This is a genomic window from Halospeciosus flavus, assembly GCF_029814175.1.
In the GTDB taxonomy this organism is placed as follows: Archaea; Halobacteriota; Halobacteria; order Halobacteriales; family Halobacteriaceae; genus Halospeciosus; species Halospeciosus flavus.
The window spans coordinates 1225780-1242612 of sequence record NZ_CP122312.1 but is presented as its reverse complement, the minus strand read 5'-3'; the positions used below and the strand labels follow the sequence as shown (position 1 = coordinate 1242612).

Genomic DNA, 16833 nt, shown 5'->3' with positions numbered 1-16833 from the left:
TGAAAACTCCACAGAGTGGGGTATCTCCCGCGCCAACCGGTCCCTCTCCCCCAAACGGTACCGGTAGCTCGGCGCGGGAGACGCCGATAGTGGCCAGCTGCTGGGTGGAGTGGTGTGTGGGACACCGATGGAATCGGCGGGAGACGTCGGAGTGGGCCACGGGGACTCAGTCCCCACCGGAGAATAGGGGTGTACCGCCGTAAGCGGTATACCTTTCTAGTCAGGTGGTGGTCCGTTCGCTCACTGCTCGGGATTTTCGACGACGACCGGCACACCGCGAGTTGCGACGTCGCCCGCGAACGCCTCCTCGTCGGCTTCGAGGTCCGGGAAGGTGTCGTAGTGGATGGGGAGGACGAGTTCGGGGTCGAGGTCCTCGGCGAGGTCGGCGGCGTCGTGGCGGTCCATCGTGAAGCTCTGGGCGATCGAGGGGAGGAGGACGTCCACGTTCAGCCCCTCGTGTTCGGAGATTACGTCCGAGTCGCCGGGCCAGAAGACGTTGCGGCCGCCGACGGTGAAGCGGAAGCCACAGCCGAAGCCCTTCGGGTGCGGGACGTCGCCGTTGCCGTCGCCGCGCGGGCCGTCTTCGCGGTTGTAGGCCGGGACGACGTCCACCTCGACACCCCACGCAGAGAGGGAGTCCCCGTAGGCGACGCGCTCGACGTCGTAGTCGAGGTCCTCGGGGGCGACCACGTCGCGATCGATGTTCGCGACGTCGACCCCGTTGTAGACGACGACCGTAGCGTCGGGGGCGGCGACCTTCTCGACGCCGTCGGAGTCGTAGTGGTGGTCGTGGGTGATCAGGACCAGGTCGCCGTCGTTCGGTTCGTACCCGTCTAACACACCGTACCGCCCGGGGTCCGTGTAGACGACCGTGCCGTAGGGGCCCTCGATGCGAGCAGTCGCGTAGCCGAGCCAATCCAGCGTGAGTCCGTCGTAGTGGACCGTCATGTGCGAGCGTTTGACGATAGGGAAGAAAAACTATTCGTTCCGGGCGAATTCGTCGAGGAGGTCCGGGACGGCCGCCAGGTCGTCGACGACGTGGTTCGGTGTGAACTCGCTCTCGGCCAACTCCCGCTCGTCGGTGACGCCCGTCCGGACGAGGATCGTCGTCATCCCCGCCTTCTCGCCCATCGCGACGTCGGTGTCGAGGCGGTCGCCGACGAGGACGCACTCTTCGGCGGGGACGCCCAGTCGCTCGGCGGCGAGGTCGACCGTCTCCTGTGATGGTTTCCCGAGAATGGCGTCGGGTTCGCGGTCGGCGACGCCGGCGACGGCACGGATGATGGCACCCGACCCCGGAACGGGGCCGTTCGGCGCGGGGACGGTGCGGTCGGGGTCGGTGCCCACGAAGGCGACGTCCTCGCCGCCGTCGTGTTCGAACGCCCGCAGCGCCGCGATCATGTCGTGGTAGTGGAACTCGCGGTCGTAGCCAGCGACGACGACGTCGGCCTCGGTGGCGTCGTCGGTCAGCGGAACGCCAGCGTCGCGTAACTGGGAGACGATGCTCTCCTCGGCGACGGGAAACACCGTCTCGCCGGCGTGTTCGGCGTCGAGGTAGTCGATGGTCGCCACACAGGACGTGATCACCTCCTCCGGACGGGCGAGGACGCCCAGGTCCTGCAGTTTCTCGGCGTACGCTTCGGGCGGGCGCGTCGGGTTGTTCGTCAGGAAGAGGACGTGCTCGACCGACTCGCGGATGCGTTCGAGTGCCTCGGCTGCACCGGGGATGAGTTCGTCGCCGGAGAGAACCGTCCCGTCGAGGTCGACGACGGCCGCGCGAATATCCATGTCCAGGTACGCGTGGCCACGGCTCTTTGGCGTTTTGGGGCGAGCGTTTATCTTGGAAGAGGCGACCAAGACGGAGCGATGCGCTGACGATCGCCGTGGCGTGTGGATTCGGCCAGTCCGGTGGGCCGCGCTACGGTGCGACCAGTTCGCTCGCCGGCTGTTCGCCCCTCCCGGGATTCACTGCGACTCGGCGAGTCGTTCGACCCGTTCCAGCGTGTCCGCGTCGTCGGGGTCCTTGTCGTCGCGAACCCCCAGGAAGCGAGGGAAGCGCAGCGCGTAGCCCGAGGAGTAGGTCGGCGACTCCTGGATTTCTTCGTAGCCGACCTCGAAGACGACGGCGGATTCGAGGTCGACCTCTTGGCCGTCCTGCGAGCGGATGTGGGGCTCGAGGAGTTCGGTCAGATCTGCGAGTTGCTCGTCGGTGATGCCCGTCGCGACCTTCCCGAGCGTGACGTACGCTTCGGCATCGTCGTCCCACGCCGAGAGGAGGAACGTCCCGAGGAAGTTGGCGCGGCGCCCCTCACCCCACTCCGCGCCCGTGACGACGAGGTCCAGCGTCTCGACGTCGGGCTTGCGCTTCAGCCAGTTCTTCCCGCGTTTGCCCGGCGAGTACGTCGACTCGGGGTTCTTCAGCATGATACCTTCGTGGCCTGCTTCGAGTGCTGCGTCCTCGATGCGGGCGATCTCCTCGGCGTCGTCCGTGACCGTAAGTTCGGAGACGGCCTCTGCGGGGAGAAGGTCGGCAAGTCGGTTGTGGCGTTCCACGAGCGGTGCGTCGAGGAGGTCCTCACCGGAGACGTGCAGGCAGTCGAACGCCCGGAGTTCGACTTTCACTTCCTCGCGCATCCGTTCGACCTCGTGTTTTCGGCGGAAACGGCGGAGAATCTCCTGGAAGGGGAGTGGTTCGCCTTCGTCGTCGACCGCGACGACCTCGCCGTCGAGGATGGCCGGTTCGTCGAGGTGGGCCTCGATATACTCGACGACTTCGGGGAGGGCCGCCGTCACGTCCTCCATGTTCCGTGAGTAGACGCCGACCGACTCGCCATCGAAGTGTACCTGCACTCGAGCGCCGTCGTACTTCCACTCGACGCCGACTTCGTCCCACTCTTCGAGGGCGTCGGCTGCGGTGCCGGCCTGTGCGAGCATCGCCTGGACCGGTCGCCCGACTTCGAGGTGGAGGTCGTCGAGTCCGTCTTCGCCCTCCTCGCGGGCGACTTCGGCGACGAGTCCGTAGTCGTTGGTCACCTGGAGTGCGCGTTCGACCGACTCGACAGGAATGTCGAAAGCCTGTGCGATGGCGTCTCTAACTGCTCCCTCGCCGACACCGATACGCATCTCCGAGAGGACGAGCCGAGCGAGATAGCGTGCTTCCTGTGAGGAACAGCGGTTAAACAGGCCGAAGAGGACCGTGATCTTCTCGTCTTGGCTGCCCGACCCCTCGGCGCCCGCGAGAGATTCGAGTTCCTCGTACACCTCTTCGACGGTGAGGTCGTCTCCGTTGCCACCCGAACCGGCGCCGGCACCGAACGCACCGAGCCCACGCTGTCCGCCGAAGTCGTAGGACGCGGCTACCTCGCCGATGTCGCCGACGTCCGCGAGACGTGTTTCGACGTCGTCCGCGGAGACGTTTTGCCCGGCAGCGCGAGCGATGGCCTCGTAACAGTAGTTCGGCCCGATATCGAGTTTCGTCTCGCTGTAGGCTGGGAACACTCGTCCCTGAACGAACCGTGCGACGATGGGTAACGCCGGCCCGGCTTCGCGGAAGAGGTCGGCCACGCGAGCGACGATATCGGTATCCGCGGCCTCTGCCTCGATGTCGGCGGCGGCCGCGGCGAACGCCTCAAACTGCATTACCGTCGAGTAGCCGGTTCGGCGTGTTAAAAGCGCGGACCTGCGGTCGTGGGAACGGCTCCCCGACAGGATTCAAGAGGGGGCCGGCCAAATCACCTGCGTATGTCCGAGTCGGATCTCGCGGCGGACGTAGAAGACGTGCTCGACCTCGACGTCGAGGAGTTCCAAGAGCACGTCCGCGAGGACGCAGAAATCATCAAAGAGGAGATCGCCGCGGGCACATTCGACAACCCACAGGCCATCGTCGGCCTGGAGTACGAGTTCTACGGTGTCAACGACGAGTCGTCACTAGCACGGATTCCGCGACGGTTGCTGGAGTTCGTCGGCTTCGAGAAGGAACTCGGTCTCCACAACGCCGAGATGACGACGAGCCCGGACCCGCTCAACGAGTTCGGACTCGCCGCCCAAGAAGCGGAGGTCCGGGCACGGCTGAAGGCCGCCGAAGAGCCGATGGACGCCGAGGGGCTCCACCTCGTCAGCGACGGCATGTGGACGATTCCGCCGGAGGGCGAGACGGCAGAGCGCTACCTCGTCGACAGCGTCGAGGACAACGGAATCACCATCGCGACGAACATGAGTGGGTCGACGCGCTACCACGCGATGGCCAACACCGACCAGCCAGCAGGGATGCGACTCGACGCTCCCCACGTCTCACTGGAGGCGGACACGGTGATGCCCGAGGCGCTCATCACCTCCATCCAACCCCACTACCAGGTACCACAGGCCGTCGACTTGCCCACCTACTTCCGCTACGCGGTCCGACTCGCCGGCCCGCTGCTCGCACTCGGCGTCAACTCGCCGTTCTACCCACCGGACCTCTACGACGAGGACGCGACGGCCGAGGAGATCCTCGAAGACGGTCACTCGGAACACCGCATCGACGTCTTCGAGAGCGTGCTCAACGTCCCCGGCAAACAGGAGAAGGTCCGCTTCCCGGAGGACTTCGACAGCGTCGAGGCCGCAGTCGACCGCGTCGCCGACGACCCCGTCATCGTCCCGATGCCGGTCGAGACCGGTGGGCGTTTCGACGACGAGTTCGCTCACTTCCGAATGAAACACGGGACGTATTGGCGGTGGGTCCGCCCGGTGTTCGGCGGGTCCTCGAAGGAGAGCGCGAACGCTCGCATCGAGTTCCGGCCGATTCCCGGTCAGCCGACCGTCCGTGACACCATCGCCTATCAGGCGGCGTTCGCGGGCTTGCTCGAGAGTATGGTCAAGCGCGGACACCACCTCTACGACCTCGATTGGGAGACGGCGAAGGAGAACTTCTACGCCGCCGCCGAGGACGGCCTCGACGCCGACCTCACCTACGTCACCGAGGACGGCGAGGAGACGACCGACCTCGAGACGATCTACACGGACCTCTTCGAGCACGCGACCGCGGGGCTCACCGACCGTGGCCTCTCGGAGGAAGAGGCGGCGAAGTACCTCTGGCCGCTTCGCCAGCGCGCTCGACACGGTGTTACTCCGGCCGGGTGGAAGCGAGAGGCGGTTCGCGAAGCACTCGATGACGGCGCGGACTTCGAGAACGCCGTCTACGACATGCAGGCCCAGTACATCGAGAATCAGCGCAAGACGCTCATCGACGGGAGTTTCGCCGACTGGCTCGGGCGGGGTCGCGACCTCGGCGACGAAGAGCGCTGAGACGACGGGTCGGCGGAGAGACGCGCAGACGGAGCGTGGGACAGGCACGGCGCCTGCCGCGTCGCTATCGAGACGTGGAAACAGGAGAGAAAGGCGAATACGGAGTCGCGGCCCGGCTCTAGACGAGTTCGTCGAAGTCTTCGTGACCGACGATCTCGACGTTCTCGCGCGTGATGCGGGTGATGTGGACACCGTTACCGGAGGCGGTGTCACGCTCGGAGGCGGCCTTGACGGCGCGGGCGGCAACCGTCTCGGCCTCGTCCATCGTCAGGTCCTCGGTGAACTCGTTTTCGAGGGTACCGAGCGCGTAAGGCATCCCGGAGCCCTGTGCGGTGTACTTGTCCGGGAGTGCCGAGCCGGACGGGTCGAGGCTGTAGACGTGCCCGCCCTCGTCGTCGACGCCGCCGAGGATGGGGACGACCATGAAGAAGGGGCCGCCGCGGAGCATGTTGGAGGCCATCGTCGCGAGCGCCTTGATGGACATCTCCTCACTACGCCGGGCCTCGTAGAGGTTCGTCTCCGCCTTCAGCGAGCGGATGAACGACTGGGCACCGCCGACGGACCCCGAAATGGAGAGGGCCGCGTTCGGCTGGATCTGCTCGACCTTCTGGACGTCCTTGTTGGAGACGACGCGGCCACCGAGCGAGGCGCGCTGGTCGGAGGCCATGATGACGCCGTCGTCGGTCGTGAGACCGACGATCGTCGTCTTCGACTCCTGCATGTTCTCGACGTCCTGGTGGGAGAGGTTGTTCTCCGGCAGTTCGCCGACCTGCGGGTCGTAGGGGTTCTTCGTCTTGTCGGAAATCAGTTCGTGACTCGGGGAGAACTCTCCGGGGCTACGCATTACCGGATGCTACCCGCGGCGGACTGATAAAACCCACCCTTCCGGCGGATTGGCACACACCGAGCGAAACCTCGCGAGGGAGCGGGCTACGCGCTGGAATTCGGGACGGATTCGTGAGTACAACGAACGGAGCCCCGCGAGAGAGCGCGTGGAACGCTGCCACGGTCCATTGTGTCCGGAGATACGGACCACGAACGTGCCCATACCGCAGTCTTTTTCGCAGTCGGTTACCCGTATCCGTGTATGACTGAAGACGGTCCGGAGGACGCCGAGGAAGGACTCACTTACGCCGAGGCGGGCGTGGACATCGACGCGAGCGAGGCTGCGACGGCTGCGCTCGTCGGCGCCGTCGAAGGTGTCGAGGACGAGTCGGCGTACGCTGGTCTCTTGGACGTCGGCGACCGCTACCTCGCACTCGCGACCGACGGCGTCGGCACGAAACTACTCGTCGCCGAGGCGCTCGAAGACTACTCGACTATCGGTATCGACTGCATGGCGATGAACGTCAACGACCTCGTCGCGGGCGGCGTCCGCCCCGTCGCGTTCGTCGATTACCTCGCCGTCGACGAACCAAGCGAGGCACTCGCCGAGCAGATCGGCGAGGGACTGGCTGCGGGTGCCAAGGAGGCCGAGGTCGCTCTCGTCGGCGGCGAGACGGCCGTGATGCCCGAAGTCGTGAAAGGCTTCGACCTCGCAGGCACCGTAGCTGGACTCGCGCCCAAGGACGCCGTCTTCCCCGGTGAGGCCGAGGTCGGCGACGTCCTTGTCGGCTTCGCCTCGTCGGGCATCCACTCGAACGGGCTCACGCTCGCCCGCGAGGCCGCGACCCGTGAGGGAGCGTACACCGACGCCTACCCTTACGAGGGATACGAGACGGTCGGCGAGGCCTTACTGGAGCCGACGCGTATCTACACCTACCTGCTCGACCACCTCCGCGACCTCGACGTCCACGCCGCGGCCCACGTCACCGGCGGAGGCTGGACGAATCTCTCGCGGATGGGCGACTTCGAGTACGACGTGACCGACCCGCTCCCCGCACAGGACGTCTTCACGTTCGTCCAAGAGCGTGGGAACGTCTCCGACGAGGAGATGCACCGCACGTTCAACATGGGGACCGGTTTCGTCGTCGCACTCCCCGAGACCGATGCCGAGACCCTCGTCGCCGAGACCGATGGAGAGCGAATCGGAGAAGTCCGCGAGGGCGACTCGGTCGAGGTTCGTGGACTCTCGCTCTGAACCCGACCGGCCACAACACTCGAAAGCCGGGCGGTCGAAGCCACGTCCATGCCCGAGTGTCCAGACTGTGGCGGCGAACTGGTCGTGTCGGCAGACAACACCGAGTCCCAGGGCGTCCACAAGATGTACGAGTGCAACAGCTGCGGCGAGCTGTTCGAGATCGACGAAGTGAGTTCCTGATCGGCTCCGCCGTCGCGGCTCTTCTCCGGACGTTCCGGTGTCGACAGTTGACGGCCCTTTATGTGCTCGACGGGAGTACATAAAGGCGAACCGTGTCCGAGAGCGATTCGTCACCCCCCGACCTCGACGAGTGCGACTTCTGCGCCCACCTCGCGGACCACGAGTGTCGGGGGTGTGGCGCGGCGGCCTGTCCACTCCACTACAACGGCCCGCTCGAACTCTGTGTCGAGTGTGCCGAGCGCGTCACGCCCGACGGCCGTCGGGGCGACACCGTCCACTTCTGAGCTACGTCCCGTCTCGCCAGCGTTTCTCGGCTTCCCATCCGAGCACGTCCTGGGCTTTCGAAGTGTCGACGAGCGCTTCGTAGGCCTCGAAGTTGCGGCGGCACTCGGTGTCGGGGAAACACTCGTCGAGGACATCCGCGGTGGGCGTCTCGAGGTTCGTGTCCGGCGCGGAGAGGAAGAACCGCTCGTGGCCGTCGAGGTCGGTCTCGACAGCGAGACGAGTCGCCCGGACGGCGTCATCGATGTGGATGTAGGTGAAGAGGGTATTGCGCTTTGACACCCAGTCGTCGAACTGCTGGACGGCGTCGAGGCTCCGGTCCGATTCCACGAACGTCTCGCGGATGTCCGCCTCGGTCGTCACCCACGGGTAGCGGAGGCTGGCGATTTGGGTTGGCGCACCCTCACGGCGGCCGAAGCCGTCCGCGACGACTTCGAGTGTCTGCTTGCCGACGCCGTAGGACGTCGACGGCGTGGGCGGTGTCTCTTCGTCGATGGGGAAGTAGGGATGTGTGACCGGTTCGGGTTCGAAGCCCGCGCCGACGGCACACAGACTGGAGGCGAGGGCGACGCGCTCGATTCCCTGCGCCTCGGCGGCTTCGAGGACGTGCCACGTGCTCTGTGCGTTGCTCTCGAACGTCTCGTGGTCGGGGTTCGACTCGGGCGTCGGGACCATCCCGAGGTGGACAACGGCGTCAGGGTCGGCCTTCGCGAGCGCGCCGTGGACGGCGCCGGGGTCGGTGAGGTCGACACGGACGTACTCGTCCGAGTGCTCCTCGCGACACGAGCCACGGCTGAGGTTGACGGTCTCGTACCCGTGTTCGGCGAGATGAGCGAGGAGGTGACTGCCGACGGTGCCGTTACCACCGGTGACAGCGATCGTCGAGAGAGACATAGGTGAACGTCTCGCTCACCCACCCTGAACGTCACGGTGTCGACGGCGAATTCGGCGCGCTCGTCAAATCGACCCCACCGTGTCCGCAGAAAACGCGGTCGTTAGCTGACGCGGGCGGCCACGTCGGCCTGCGTGATGATGCCCACCGTTTCGCCCTCGTCAGTGACCATCACGGCCTTGTAGTGTTCGAGGAGACTGGAGACTTTGTCGAGCGGGGCGTCGGGCGAGAGTGACGGGAAGGACTCGCTCATGATCTCGCGGACCGGCTTGTCACCGACGTTCTCGCCGGCCTCGAAGACGTCGCTATCACTGATGGACCCGACGGGGACGCCGTTGGCGAGGACCGGAAGCTGTGAATAGCCGTTCTCCTGCATCTTCTCGACGGCACGCCGAACGGGGTCGTCCGGAGAGACGTAGATAACGCCCTCGTGCATGAGGTCCCGGGCGCGCACGACGTCGCCTTCGGCGGCTTCCAGTGCCTCGACAATTCGCCGGAGCGTGGAGAGACGCGGGTCGACGTCACCGCCCTCGATGCGGGCGATAAGCGGTTGGGAGACGTCGGCGCGCTCTGCGAGTTCACTCTGCGTGAGGCCGAGTTCGTTTCGGCGCTCGCGCAGGTCCTGCGGCGTAGGGAGGTACATACACAGTAATTACCGATGGTTATGGATAAAAGTTGCTCCTGGCCGAATCAACAGGGGAGAAGGAACGGCTCCGCCGGGGTGGGAGTCGGCGTTACTCGCTCTCTTCTTCCTCGACGATCTCGATGACCTCGAGGGGGACGTCGCGGAGCGCGCCGCCGACTTCGCTCTTGGCGATACGGGAGGCGTGTTCCTCGCTGTCGGCGTTGAAGATGGTGATCTCGAGGACGAGACCGACGAGGGCGGTGCTCGCGGCGAGGAAGGCCGCGTCGAGGGGCTCGCCACAGGCCGGGCAGGCCGTCACACCGGCTTCGACTTCGACGTAGTCGAGGTCCTGGTCGTTCAGGCGCTTGCCCGCCTCGCTGACGGCCACGCCGATTGCGTCGTCCGAGTTTTCGACGTCACGAACCAACCACGCGGCTTCCATCGCCACGACGTAATTGCTCATACTTGTGCAAGACCGTCCAGTAACTCGTGTCTTGTGGTTCGTCTGTAGTCATGGTAGACCCTCACAACCGCCGATATCGCGGACGTTACGGCTGATATTCACATAACTTACGCGTTGGCTGCGCCGACCCCACACCGGCTATTCCCCCACCTGTCGATGCGAAGGCAATTCCTCTCTACCTTCTGACTTCTTCAGGTGAATCGCCAGACGGCGTCGAGTTTCCGCTCTCGGCGTGGGCGAAAGGGGTTTATACAGCAATCGCATCACCTCCATTCGTCGTAATGACGTCACCCCTGACGCGCTACGCTGCCGCAGCGCTGTACCAGACGAGTCTCGTACTCGGTATCACCATGCTCCCGCTCGCCCTCCTGGCCCGGCAGGTCGGTGTCACCCTGCCCCTCCACCGCCTCGTCGAGCGGACGGAACGCGCCTACAACGCCGTGCGCTAGACAGATTTCTCACCGTAATTCGTCGCGCTCGTTTGTCTCTGAGCGGCGGCGCCGCGCATCTGGCTGCGTGTGTCCCTCAAGGATTTTCGGCCGCCAGAATCCACTTTGCTGCGGCTCATCGATTTCACGATATGAGTGAACACGACCCGAGTACGAACGTTTCCGAGACCGAGGAGGATCGGATGCGCCTCGGTGCGCTCCAAACAAGTGAGGCGAGCCGGACGATCGAAGCGTTCTACAGACTGAGCAGGCCGAGTGCCTCGGGGCTTGATCCCGAGGGTGAAGGCCGTCAAAATGTTTAACTCATCACGTCTCGTACCGTGGTGTAACGACCGTGACGGGCATTAAAGACCTTAATGTGAAGCGGTCGTTCGATGGTTTGGAAATGCGACTCCTCTCAAAACCCGCCACTGGCGGTGAGACGGGAGTTGTCGGGTCGTGGTGGAGCGACCGACCCTCACGGACACAGCGAGTGTTCGGGTGTTAATTCCAGCCGACCTGCACAGGGAGGCCGAGGGGAATTAAATTCGCCTGCGTCCGTTCGTCCGCTTCTGGACGACATGGACAAAACGGTGAAGCCTCGGGGCTTGTCCCCGAGGTACTTCACAATCCCGAGGAGCGGTCGATCCTTCGGGAGGTCCCGGGTCACGATCGTCTTGCTTCCGGCCGTGAGGGAGTCGTCCGTCGACTCGGTGAGGGTGAGTCGCTGGGTGAGGCCATCGAGGCGGTCGGCAACGAACTCGGCTGGGAGTCGCTCTCGGAGTTCGCGCGTGAACACCTCGAAGCGGAAGACGAGGGTGCGGGCGAGAGCGCGGATGCAGAAGGCGAAGAAGAGCGCTAGGCGAAGAGGAGGAGTGCCGCCAGGCCGATACTCGGGATCGCGACGACGGCGTACCAGAGCTTGCTCCAGTCGAGGACCGTCCGGCCGTCGAGCGGACCGAACGGGATCATGTTGAAGCCGGCGAGCAGGAGGTTGATGCTGACGCCACGCCACCCGACTTGGCCGACGAGACCGCCGGCGACGAGTGCGGGGACGAGGAAGAGCGCGGCGAGCGCGAGGTTCGTCACCGGGCCGGCGACGGCGATGAGGCCGTTCTCACGTTTGGTGATGCGCCCGCGGTGGTGGACGGCGCCAGGCGCGGCGAAGAGGAAGCCCGCGAGGCCGCCCGCGACGGCGAGGAAGAGCATCCCGAAGTCGGCGCGGAACTCGGCGAGTTGGCCGAATTTCACGGCGACGACCTTGTGTGCGAGTTCGTGGAGGAGGAAACCCACGCCCGCGGTGACGAGGCTGAGGACGAACGCGTAGACGAACCCTGGCGAGGTGAGGAAGTCACTGAAGCCGGTGGCGCTCACCCGCGAGTAGAAGAAGGTGAACGCGAGGCCAAGCGCCAGCCATGCGATGAGCAGGTCACGGATCTCCTGGGTGCTGAAGCGAATGTTCATTAGACCAGCCCCGTGAGGAGGTCGACGCTGTTCTGGATACCCTGCATCATCGCCGCGGTCACGTCGGCGACGCTATCGAAGGGGCCGCCGATGAGCGGGAGGATGACGATGGGGAACAGTAGGCTCGCAACCATGCTCCCGGTGTTGGTGAGTGCGACGACGGCGATGAGGCGGAAGAGGGGCACGTCGATCATCCGCGACATGAGGTCGCGGACTGGTGCCTCTTCGTCGGCCAGAATCTCGTTGAGTGTCGAGATGTCGGCGATGCTCACCTGCGTGTATCGGAGTTCGACGTAGCCGGCGAACCAGCCAGGCGCGAGCAGCGGGTTGAGGCTGGTGAGCCAGGCGACGAGACCGCCGACGGTCGCGCTCTGCCAGTGGGCACCGCCCAGGAGGGCGAGTCCCGCGGCGAACACGCCGTTGAAGAGGAACCACGCGAGGAACACCTTCAGCAGGATGGCGTTACTCACGCCTGCCATCACGAGGAGGGCGAAGAAGACGAGGAAGCCGACCGTGATGAGGAAGCCGAACAGCTTGGGAATGGAGAATCGTTTCTCCTCGCGGCCGGTCAGCGTCTCCATCGCGGGTAGCGTCTCGGGGTTCTCCAGGTAGGAGAGGACGCCTTGCTGGTGGCCGGCACCGATGACGGCGACGACGTCTTTGCCCTGCATCCGGAGGTTGTGGATGCCGTGGGCGAGGTAGGCGTCGCGCTCGTCGATGAGGGCCTCTGCCCCACTGGGGCTGAAGCGGCGGAACTCTTCCATCATCGCGGAGACGACGTCCTGGTCGGTTAGCTGTTCCATGTCGATTTCCTCTAGGTCTTCCTCGGGGTCACCCGAGAGTTCGAAGAGGCCACCGAGGAGTCCGCCGACGAGTGCACCGCCGGCGAGTCCGAGTCCGACGCCTTCGACGATGCTCGCGAGGACGCCAAATAGGCCGCCGGCGCCGACGCCGAGGAAGAAGGGGCCGGCGACGACTTCGGCGATCGCTGCGACGAACAGGCCCGCGAACGCGCCGAGCGAGAGGCCGAGCGTCCAGCCGTCGGTGACGCCCAGCGCGAGGCCCCCGACGAGACGGAGTTTCTCCAGGAGTACGTGTTTACCCCGAGGACGCAACAGCGGGCACAGCCTGAGCTCGTGAAATCATCTCGTTGTCTCGAGCGATTCGCTTGAACTCATCGTAGGGATTGCGTCCCTGCTGGCGGCAGGTCGCCAGCAGGGACAGCAGCGTCTCATGCACAAACATGCCGCGGTCGTTGCGGAGCGTTCCGATGAGCTTCCGGAGAACCACTGGCTCACGAAGCGCATTTTCAGCGGCGTTGTTCGTTGGGGAGACCGCTGGCTCACCGATGAAGGTGAGCCAGTGGTCAAGGCCTCCTTCGATCTTGCCAAGTAGTGTTGCCACTGGTCCGTCGGGAACTGACCGCTCTATCAGCGATTCAAGCTCTCTCCGCGCCACACGTTGGAGTTCTGCTCGCTTACGGACTGTCAAGTCGCTCTCCAGCCGAGTCTGGAGAGCGACGTAGCTGTTTGAGAGCACGATAGATCGGTTCGCCTTCCGCCTGCTTCTCGGCGGCGTCTTCAGCCTCCCGGAGAATATGCGCCCAACACCGCTGGAGGTTGCTGCTGAAAGCCGGATACGCCGTCCAGCCATCACAGACGACCGTTCCCGCGAAGTCCTCGCCAAGGACTTCCGCGGGAACATCACTTCCTCGACTCTCCCTGACCGCGTACAGCGTGTGGTTCTCGGTGGTGAACGTCCAGATCCATGCCTGTTCGCCGTTGCGTTTGATTCCAGTCTCGTCAATGTGGACGACGTCGGCTTGCTGGATCTGGCGTCGAATCTGCTCGTACTTACAGCGACCGGCGCGCGCAGCGCGCTCGGTCGCGTGCCACGCGGACGCGCCTGACAGCACCAGTCCGTGGAGTTGTTCGAAGCGGTCGCCGATCTTCCGGTAGGGAAGGCGGTGGTCGTACCGAGAGAGCGCCGCCTGTGCGATGACGTTCACCCCGAACTGCCCCTCATCGGGGCAGTCGGGGTGTGAGGCCACAGTCTCGGCACCACAGGAGTGACACTCGTAGTGGTGGCGGTTGTACTGTGTGACTTCCGGTGGCTGTGGATCAGGGAGTTCCTCGACGAGTCGGGGGCTGACGCCCGCCGACTCGTCGAACGCTTCACCACAGTCTGGACAGCAGTCACAGGTGACCTCGATTTCTCGATCTGGGTCAGGAGCGTCGCGCCATTCCGGGTCGTGTCCAGACATTCGGCCGGGCGTGCCACCGTCAGTCCGTGGCTGTTCGTCGTCCTCGTCCCCGCCGGACGAGGACGACTCCTCTTGGTCCGATTGGTCCTTGCTCGGCGGTGTATGGGGTCCCTCGTACCACCGAAGCTTGGCTCTGAGCCGCTTGTTCTCCTCTCGGAGCTTTTCGTTTTCTTCCTCAAGCGCAGCAAGACGGTCGAGGATCTCTTCTTTGGTCGGCTCCGAAGAAGTCATGAACAGACGAGACGGGATGGTCTCCGATCCGGAGACCATCCCTCGAGGGTACACTCACTCGCCTGTTGCATCGATCTACGTCATTTGTTTCTCGGTCCCTACGAGAGACTACCGAAATCGATCTGGGGCTAAACACGTACCTCCAGGATACCCATCCGCGACCAGAAGCGTTGGATGGTCACCTGGATGTTGCGGTCGATCAACGCGACCTCGTGGCCGCGTTCTTCGGCGGTTTCGACGGCCGCCAGCATATCCGCGCCTGGTTCGATGTCGAAGCGGTCGCCGAGGCGTTTCTGGACGTAGGAGAGCAGCCAGTAAGCGAGGAACTGGAACGCCATACTGCCGCGGAGGAGGTCCTGGGGGTCGATATCGTCGGGGGCCTCGCCCTTCATTTGGCGATAGCGGCCCTCGTCGAGTTCGACCGCGACGACGTCCGGGTCGTGTTCGGAGATTTCCTCTCGAACCCGGTCGACGCTCTCGTGGGAGACGTGTGCCGTTCCCACGACGTGGACCGACCCGCGGTCGGTACCATCACTCATTGCCCCAGAATATCCGCCCGCCGGCCTTACGACTTCCGCTCACGCGAGAGTGCGGAGGGCAAACGTCACCTTCCCCGGCGACGAATCCAGTGCTATGACCGAACTGATGGAGACGTACATCGAGAACCGCGAGATGGTCCAGCCGAATCACGCCAACCCCCACGGGACCGCCCACGGTGGGAACGTGATGAAGTGGATGGACGAGGTCGGCGCGATGTCGGCGATGCGCTTCGCCGGCGAGTCGGTCGTCACCGCGCGGATGGAACAGGTGAACTTCAAGCGGCCCATCCCCGTCGGCGACACCGCGTTCATCGAGGCCTACGTCTACGAGGCCGGCCGGACGAGCGTCAAAGTGCGTCTCAAGGTGTTCGCCGAGAACCTGGAGACTCGCGAGACGGAACTCACGACGGAGTCGTACTTCGTCTACGTCGCCGTCGACGACGACGGCGAGCCGACCGAAGTCCCAGACCTCGAAGTCGAGACCGACGAATCCGTGCGTCTCCAGCAGGGTGCCCTCGACGGTGAGGACGACCTCGCGAGCAACAACTGACCGCACACAGAAACGCGAGTGAATCCTTTTTCCGCCTACCCGACTTACGGGTGTGCATGAGCCTCGACTACGACGAGATTCCCGACCCGCCCGAACTGGAGACGGACGCGGGCGTCGAGGAGTACGAGGACGTCGACGTGCAGGGCGACGAGTACCACCGCGAGGACCTCGACGAGTTCCTCCACGACGGTGCGTGGGACGACGCCTTCGCGGAGTGGGCCGAAACGACCGACCTCACAGAAGAGGAGTTCGCCATCGTCCTCGACCTCGACATGCTCCAGGAGTTCGACTTCTTCTGGGACGACTTCGCCGACCGCGTGGGCTACCACGCGCCCGGCCTCCCCGAGGACTGGAAGGTGCGGGGCATCCACCCGGATCTCGACTCCTGGGAGACGGTTTCGGCTATCAACGCCGCGATGACCGAACTCGGCCGCGTCGTCTCGGACACGCTCAAAGCGGAGTGGGTCGACTGGGAGGCCGACTACGAGGCCCCCGACGACCTGCCGGACTTCTGAGTGAACCGGCGGTCACGACGGCGCCTGCGGGCGATTTTTCTAACTCTCTGGAGTGTGGACAGGTCGGGTCGGTAACTGTTGGTCAAATGCAAGAATTAAGCGTGACGAGTCCAAGTAGACACTACTAGCGACGCCGCGGTCGTTCGACGACCACTCTCCCCTCTCCCCCACCATGCCCGAACCACGCGCGGTAAGCGTCGCCCTGCAGAAGGGCGGCGTCGGCAAGACGACGATTGCTATCAATCTCGCGGAGCGCCTCGCGAATCGCGGGCACGACGTCCTCCTCGTCGACCTCGACCAGCAGGGCGACGCGACCGAAGGCATCGGACTCGAAGACGCCTACACGGCCGACCCGAGTCTGGCCGACGTCCTCGACCCCGAGAGCGACGTCGCCGTCGAAGACGTCGTCCACGAGACCGACTGGTTCGACGTCGTTCCGTCCCACGAGTCGCTCGCACGCGTCGAATCCGCCATCCGCGACGCCTCGTTCGGGCAGTTTCGCGTCCGCAACGCCGTCGTCGACCCACTTCTCGGCGACGTCTACGACTACATTATCGTCGATACCCCACCCAAGATCGGCCCACTCTCCGACGCCTCGATGGTCGCGACCGGGAACGTCCTCGTTCCCATCCGTCCCACCAGCCGAGTCTCAGTGGGTTCGAGCGCATGGTCGACCAGCAGATCGACCCACTCAGCCGCGAGGTGGACGTCGATATCCTCGCCATCGTGCCCAACGAGTTGCAGGGCGACAGCGAGGAGTGTCGCATCGTCGGCGCTATCGAGGAGTCCGAGTACGGGGATCGGCTTCCGTTGTTCGCCCGCTCGTCGAAACTCGATCACGACTACCCGCCCGGCCCGGGCATTCGCAAGCGCGTCGCCTTCCGACGGGCGTGGCGCAACGGCGTTCCGTTGGCGGCACACGACCCGGACAGTGACATGCTCGATCGCCTCGATAAACTCGCGGCCGTCGTCGAACACGGCGACGTCGGCGAGCGGATGCCCGAGGCGTTCCCGGACGACGTGACTTCTTGGTGACGC

Annotated in this window: 16 protein-coding genes and 3 pseudogenes; 8 read left to right on the top strand and 11 right to left on the bottom strand. The window is 64.8% G+C overall.

What is annotated here, in order from left to right; translation table 11 throughout:
* Window positions 1–240: 240 nt before the first annotated feature.
* The 3 genes from P0Y33_RS06485 to ligA all read right to left on the bottom strand — a co-directional run bounded on the left by P0Y33_RS06485 (window position 241) and on the right by ligA (window position 3639).
* On the bottom strand, window positions 241–948 hold the full coding sequence (locus tag P0Y33_RS06485) for an MBL fold metallo-hydrolase (protein WP_279529723.1): 708 nt from the start codon (window positions 946–948) through the stop codon (window positions 241–243).
* A 30-nt stretch (window positions 949–978) separates the two neighbouring features.
* A complete protein-coding gene (locus P0Y33_RS06480) occupies window positions 979–1788 on the bottom strand; it encodes an HAD-IIA family hydrolase (protein WP_279529722.1) in 810 nt (269 codons plus the stop codon).
* A gap of 177 nt (window positions 1789–1965) precedes the next feature.
* Window positions 1966–3639, bottom strand: coding sequence for an ATP-dependent DNA ligase LigA (gene ligA / locus P0Y33_RS06475; RefSeq protein ID WP_279529721.1), 1674 nt, complete (start codon window positions 3637–3639; stop codon window positions 1966–1968).
* Between the two features lie 102 nt (window positions 3640–3741).
* On the opposite strand from ligA, the gene P0Y33_RS06470 reads away from it, so the two are divergent.
* Window positions 3742–5283 carry a hypothetical protein gene (locus P0Y33_RS06470; protein WP_279529720.1) on the top strand — a complete coding sequence of 514 codons (1542 nt, stop codon included), beginning with the start codon at window positions 3742–3744 and terminating at the stop codon, window positions 5281–5283.
* Window positions 5284–5401: 118 nt separating this feature from the next.
* Here the strand turns inward: P0Y33_RS06470 and psmB are convergent, their stop codons facing one another.
* Window positions 5402–6127 carry an archaeal proteasome endopeptidase complex subunit beta gene (gene psmB, locus P0Y33_RS06465; RefSeq protein ID WP_279529719.1) on the bottom strand — a complete coding sequence of 242 codons (726 nt, stop codon included), beginning with the start codon at window positions 6125–6127 and terminating at the stop codon, window positions 5402–5404.
* 243 nt (window positions 6128–6370) lie between these two features.
* Here psmB and purM point away from each other — a divergent pair, with 243 nt between their 5' ends.
* The 3 genes from purM (at window position 6371) to P0Y33_RS06450 (ending at window position 7827) form a co-directional block, all read left to right on the top strand.
* The gene (gene purM / locus P0Y33_RS06460) at window positions 6371–7363 is read left to right on the top strand and encodes a phosphoribosylformylglycinamidine cyclo-ligase (RefSeq protein ID WP_279529718.1); all 993 of its coding nucleotides are present in this window, start codon (window positions 6371–6373) and stop codon (window positions 7361–7363) included.
* Window positions 7364–7411: 48 nt separating this feature from the next.
* Window positions 7412–7543: a hypothetical protein gene (locus P0Y33_RS06455; protein WP_279529717.1), complete on the top strand. Its 132-nt coding sequence runs from the start codon at window positions 7412–7414 to the stop codon at window positions 7541–7543.
* 92 nt (window positions 7544–7635) lie between these two features.
* Window positions 7636–7827 carry a hypothetical protein gene (locus P0Y33_RS06450; RefSeq protein ID WP_279529716.1) on the top strand — a complete coding sequence of 64 codons (192 nt, stop codon included), beginning with the start codon at window positions 7636–7638 and terminating at the stop codon, window positions 7825–7827.
* Window position 7828: 1 nt separating this feature from the next.
* On the opposite strand, the gene P0Y33_RS06445 is transcribed toward P0Y33_RS06450, so the two are convergent.
* The 3 genes from P0Y33_RS06445 to P0Y33_RS06435 form a co-directional block, all read right to left on the bottom strand.
* Window positions 7829–8719, bottom strand: coding sequence for an NAD-dependent epimerase/dehydratase family protein (locus P0Y33_RS06445; protein ID WP_279529715.1), 891 nt, complete (start codon window positions 8717–8719; stop codon window positions 7829–7831).
* Between the two features lie 101 nt (window positions 8720–8820).
* Complete coding sequence (locus P0Y33_RS06440) at window positions 8821–9360, bottom strand: CBS domain-containing protein (RefSeq protein ID WP_279529714.1); 540 nt, start codon at window positions 9358–9360, stop codon at window positions 8821–8823.
* Between the two features lie 91 nt (window positions 9361–9451).
* Entirely contained in the window at window positions 9452–9805 is a 354-nt protein-coding gene (locus P0Y33_RS06435; protein WP_279529713.1) for a DUF555 domain-containing protein, read from the bottom strand.
* 281 nt (window positions 9806–10086) lie between these two features.
* Between P0Y33_RS06435 and P0Y33_RS06430 the strand changes: the two genes are divergently transcribed.
* On the top strand, window positions 10087–10254 hold the full coding sequence (locus P0Y33_RS06430) for a hypothetical protein (RefSeq protein WP_279529712.1): 168 nt from the start codon (window positions 10087–10089) through the stop codon (window positions 10252–10254).
* 837 nt (window positions 10255–11091) lie between these two features.
* Here the strand turns inward: P0Y33_RS06430 and P0Y33_RS06425 are convergent.
* From P0Y33_RS06425 to P0Y33_RS06410, 4 genes and pseudogenes are all read right to left on the bottom strand, one after another.
* Window positions 11092–11697, bottom strand: a complete 606-nt coding sequence (locus P0Y33_RS06425) for a zinc metalloprotease (RefSeq protein ID WP_279529711.1) — start codon at window positions 11695–11697, stop codon at window positions 11092–11094.
* Window positions 11697–12812, bottom strand: a complete 1116-nt coding sequence (locus tag P0Y33_RS06420; RefSeq protein WP_279529710.1) for a TraB/GumN family protein — start codon at window positions 12810–12812, stop codon at window positions 11697–11699. Before P0Y33_RS06420 ends, P0Y33_RS06425 begins: the two co-directional genes overlap by 1 nt.
* Window positions 12796–14191: pseudogene (gene tnpC, locus P0Y33_RS06415) on the bottom strand (IS66 family transposase). Before tnpC ends, P0Y33_RS06420 begins: the two are co-directional and overlap by 17 nt.
* A gap of 140 nt (window positions 14192–14331) precedes the next feature.
* Window positions 14332–14730, bottom strand: a pseudogene (locus tag P0Y33_RS06410) (TraB/GumN family protein); the annotation flags it as partial.
* Between the two features lie 94 nt (window positions 14731–14824).
* On the opposite strand from P0Y33_RS06410, the gene P0Y33_RS06405 reads away from it, so the two are divergent.
* The 3 genes and pseudogenes from P0Y33_RS06405 to P0Y33_RS19110 all read left to right on the top strand — a co-directional run bounded on the left by P0Y33_RS06405 (window position 14825) and on the right by P0Y33_RS19110 (window position 16830).
* A complete protein-coding gene (locus tag P0Y33_RS06405; RefSeq protein WP_279529709.1) occupies window positions 14825–15280 on the top strand; it encodes an acyl-CoA thioesterase in 456 nt (151 codons plus the stop codon).
* 56 nt (window positions 15281–15336) lie between these two features.
* The gene (locus tag P0Y33_RS06400; protein ID WP_279529708.1) at window positions 15337–15795 is read left to right on the top strand and encodes a hypothetical protein; all 459 of its coding nucleotides are present in this window, start codon (window positions 15337–15339) and stop codon (window positions 15793–15795) included.
* A 172-nt stretch (window positions 15796–15967) separates the two neighbouring features.
* Window positions 15968–16830: pseudogene (locus tag P0Y33_RS19110) on the top strand (ParA family protein).
* Window positions 16831–16833: the final 3 nt, after the last annotated feature.

Coding starts and splice junctions, on each gene's coding strand:
- P0Y33_RS06480 (WP_279529722.1), bottom strand. CDS start 1,788: ATGGATATTCGCGCGGCCGTCGTCGACCTCGACGGGACGGTTCTCTCC.
- P0Y33_RS06405 (WP_279529709.1), top strand. CDS start 14,825: ATGACCGAACTGATGGAGACGTACATCGAGAACCGCGAGATGGTCCAG.
- ligA (WP_279529721.1), bottom strand. CDS start 3,639: ATGCAGTTTGAGGCGTTCGCCGCGGCCGCCGCCGACATCGAGGCAGAG.
- P0Y33_RS06425 (WP_279529711.1), bottom strand. CDS start 11,697: ATGAACATTCGCTTCAGCACCCAGGAGATCCGTGACCTGCTCATCGCA.
- P0Y33_RS06400 (WP_279529708.1), top strand. CDS start 15,337: ATGAGCCTCGACTACGACGAGATTCCCGACCCGCCCGAACTGGAGACG.
- psmB (WP_279529719.1), bottom strand. CDS start 6,127: ATGCGTAGCCCCGGAGAGTTCTCCCCGAGTCACGAACTGATTTCCGAC.
- P0Y33_RS06430 (WP_279529712.1), top strand. CDS start 10,087: ATGACGTCACCCCTGACGCGCTACGCTGCCGCAGCGCTGTACCAGACG.
- P0Y33_RS06455 (WP_279529717.1), top strand. CDS start 7,412: ATGCCCGAGTGTCCAGACTGTGGCGGCGAACTGGTCGTGTCGGCAGAC.
- P0Y33_RS06440 (WP_279529714.1), bottom strand. CDS start 9,360: ATGTACCTCCCTACGCCGCAGGACCTGCGCGAGCGCCGAAACGAACTC.
- P0Y33_RS06470 (WP_279529720.1), top strand. CDS start 3,742: ATGTCCGAGTCGGATCTCGCGGCGGACGTAGAAGACGTGCTCGACCTC.
- P0Y33_RS06485 (WP_279529723.1), bottom strand. CDS start 948: ATGACGGTCCACTACGACGGACTCACGCTGGATTGGCTCGGCTACGCG.
- P0Y33_RS06445 (WP_279529715.1), bottom strand. CDS start 8,719: ATGTCTCTCTCGACGATCGCTGTCACCGGTGGTAACGGCACCGTCGGC.
- purM (WP_279529718.1), top strand. CDS start 6,371: ATGACTGAAGACGGTCCGGAGGACGCCGAGGAAGGACTCACTTACGCC.
- P0Y33_RS06435 (WP_279529713.1), bottom strand. CDS start 9,805: ATGAGCAATTACGTCGTGGCGATGGAAGCCGCGTGGTTGGTTCGTGAC.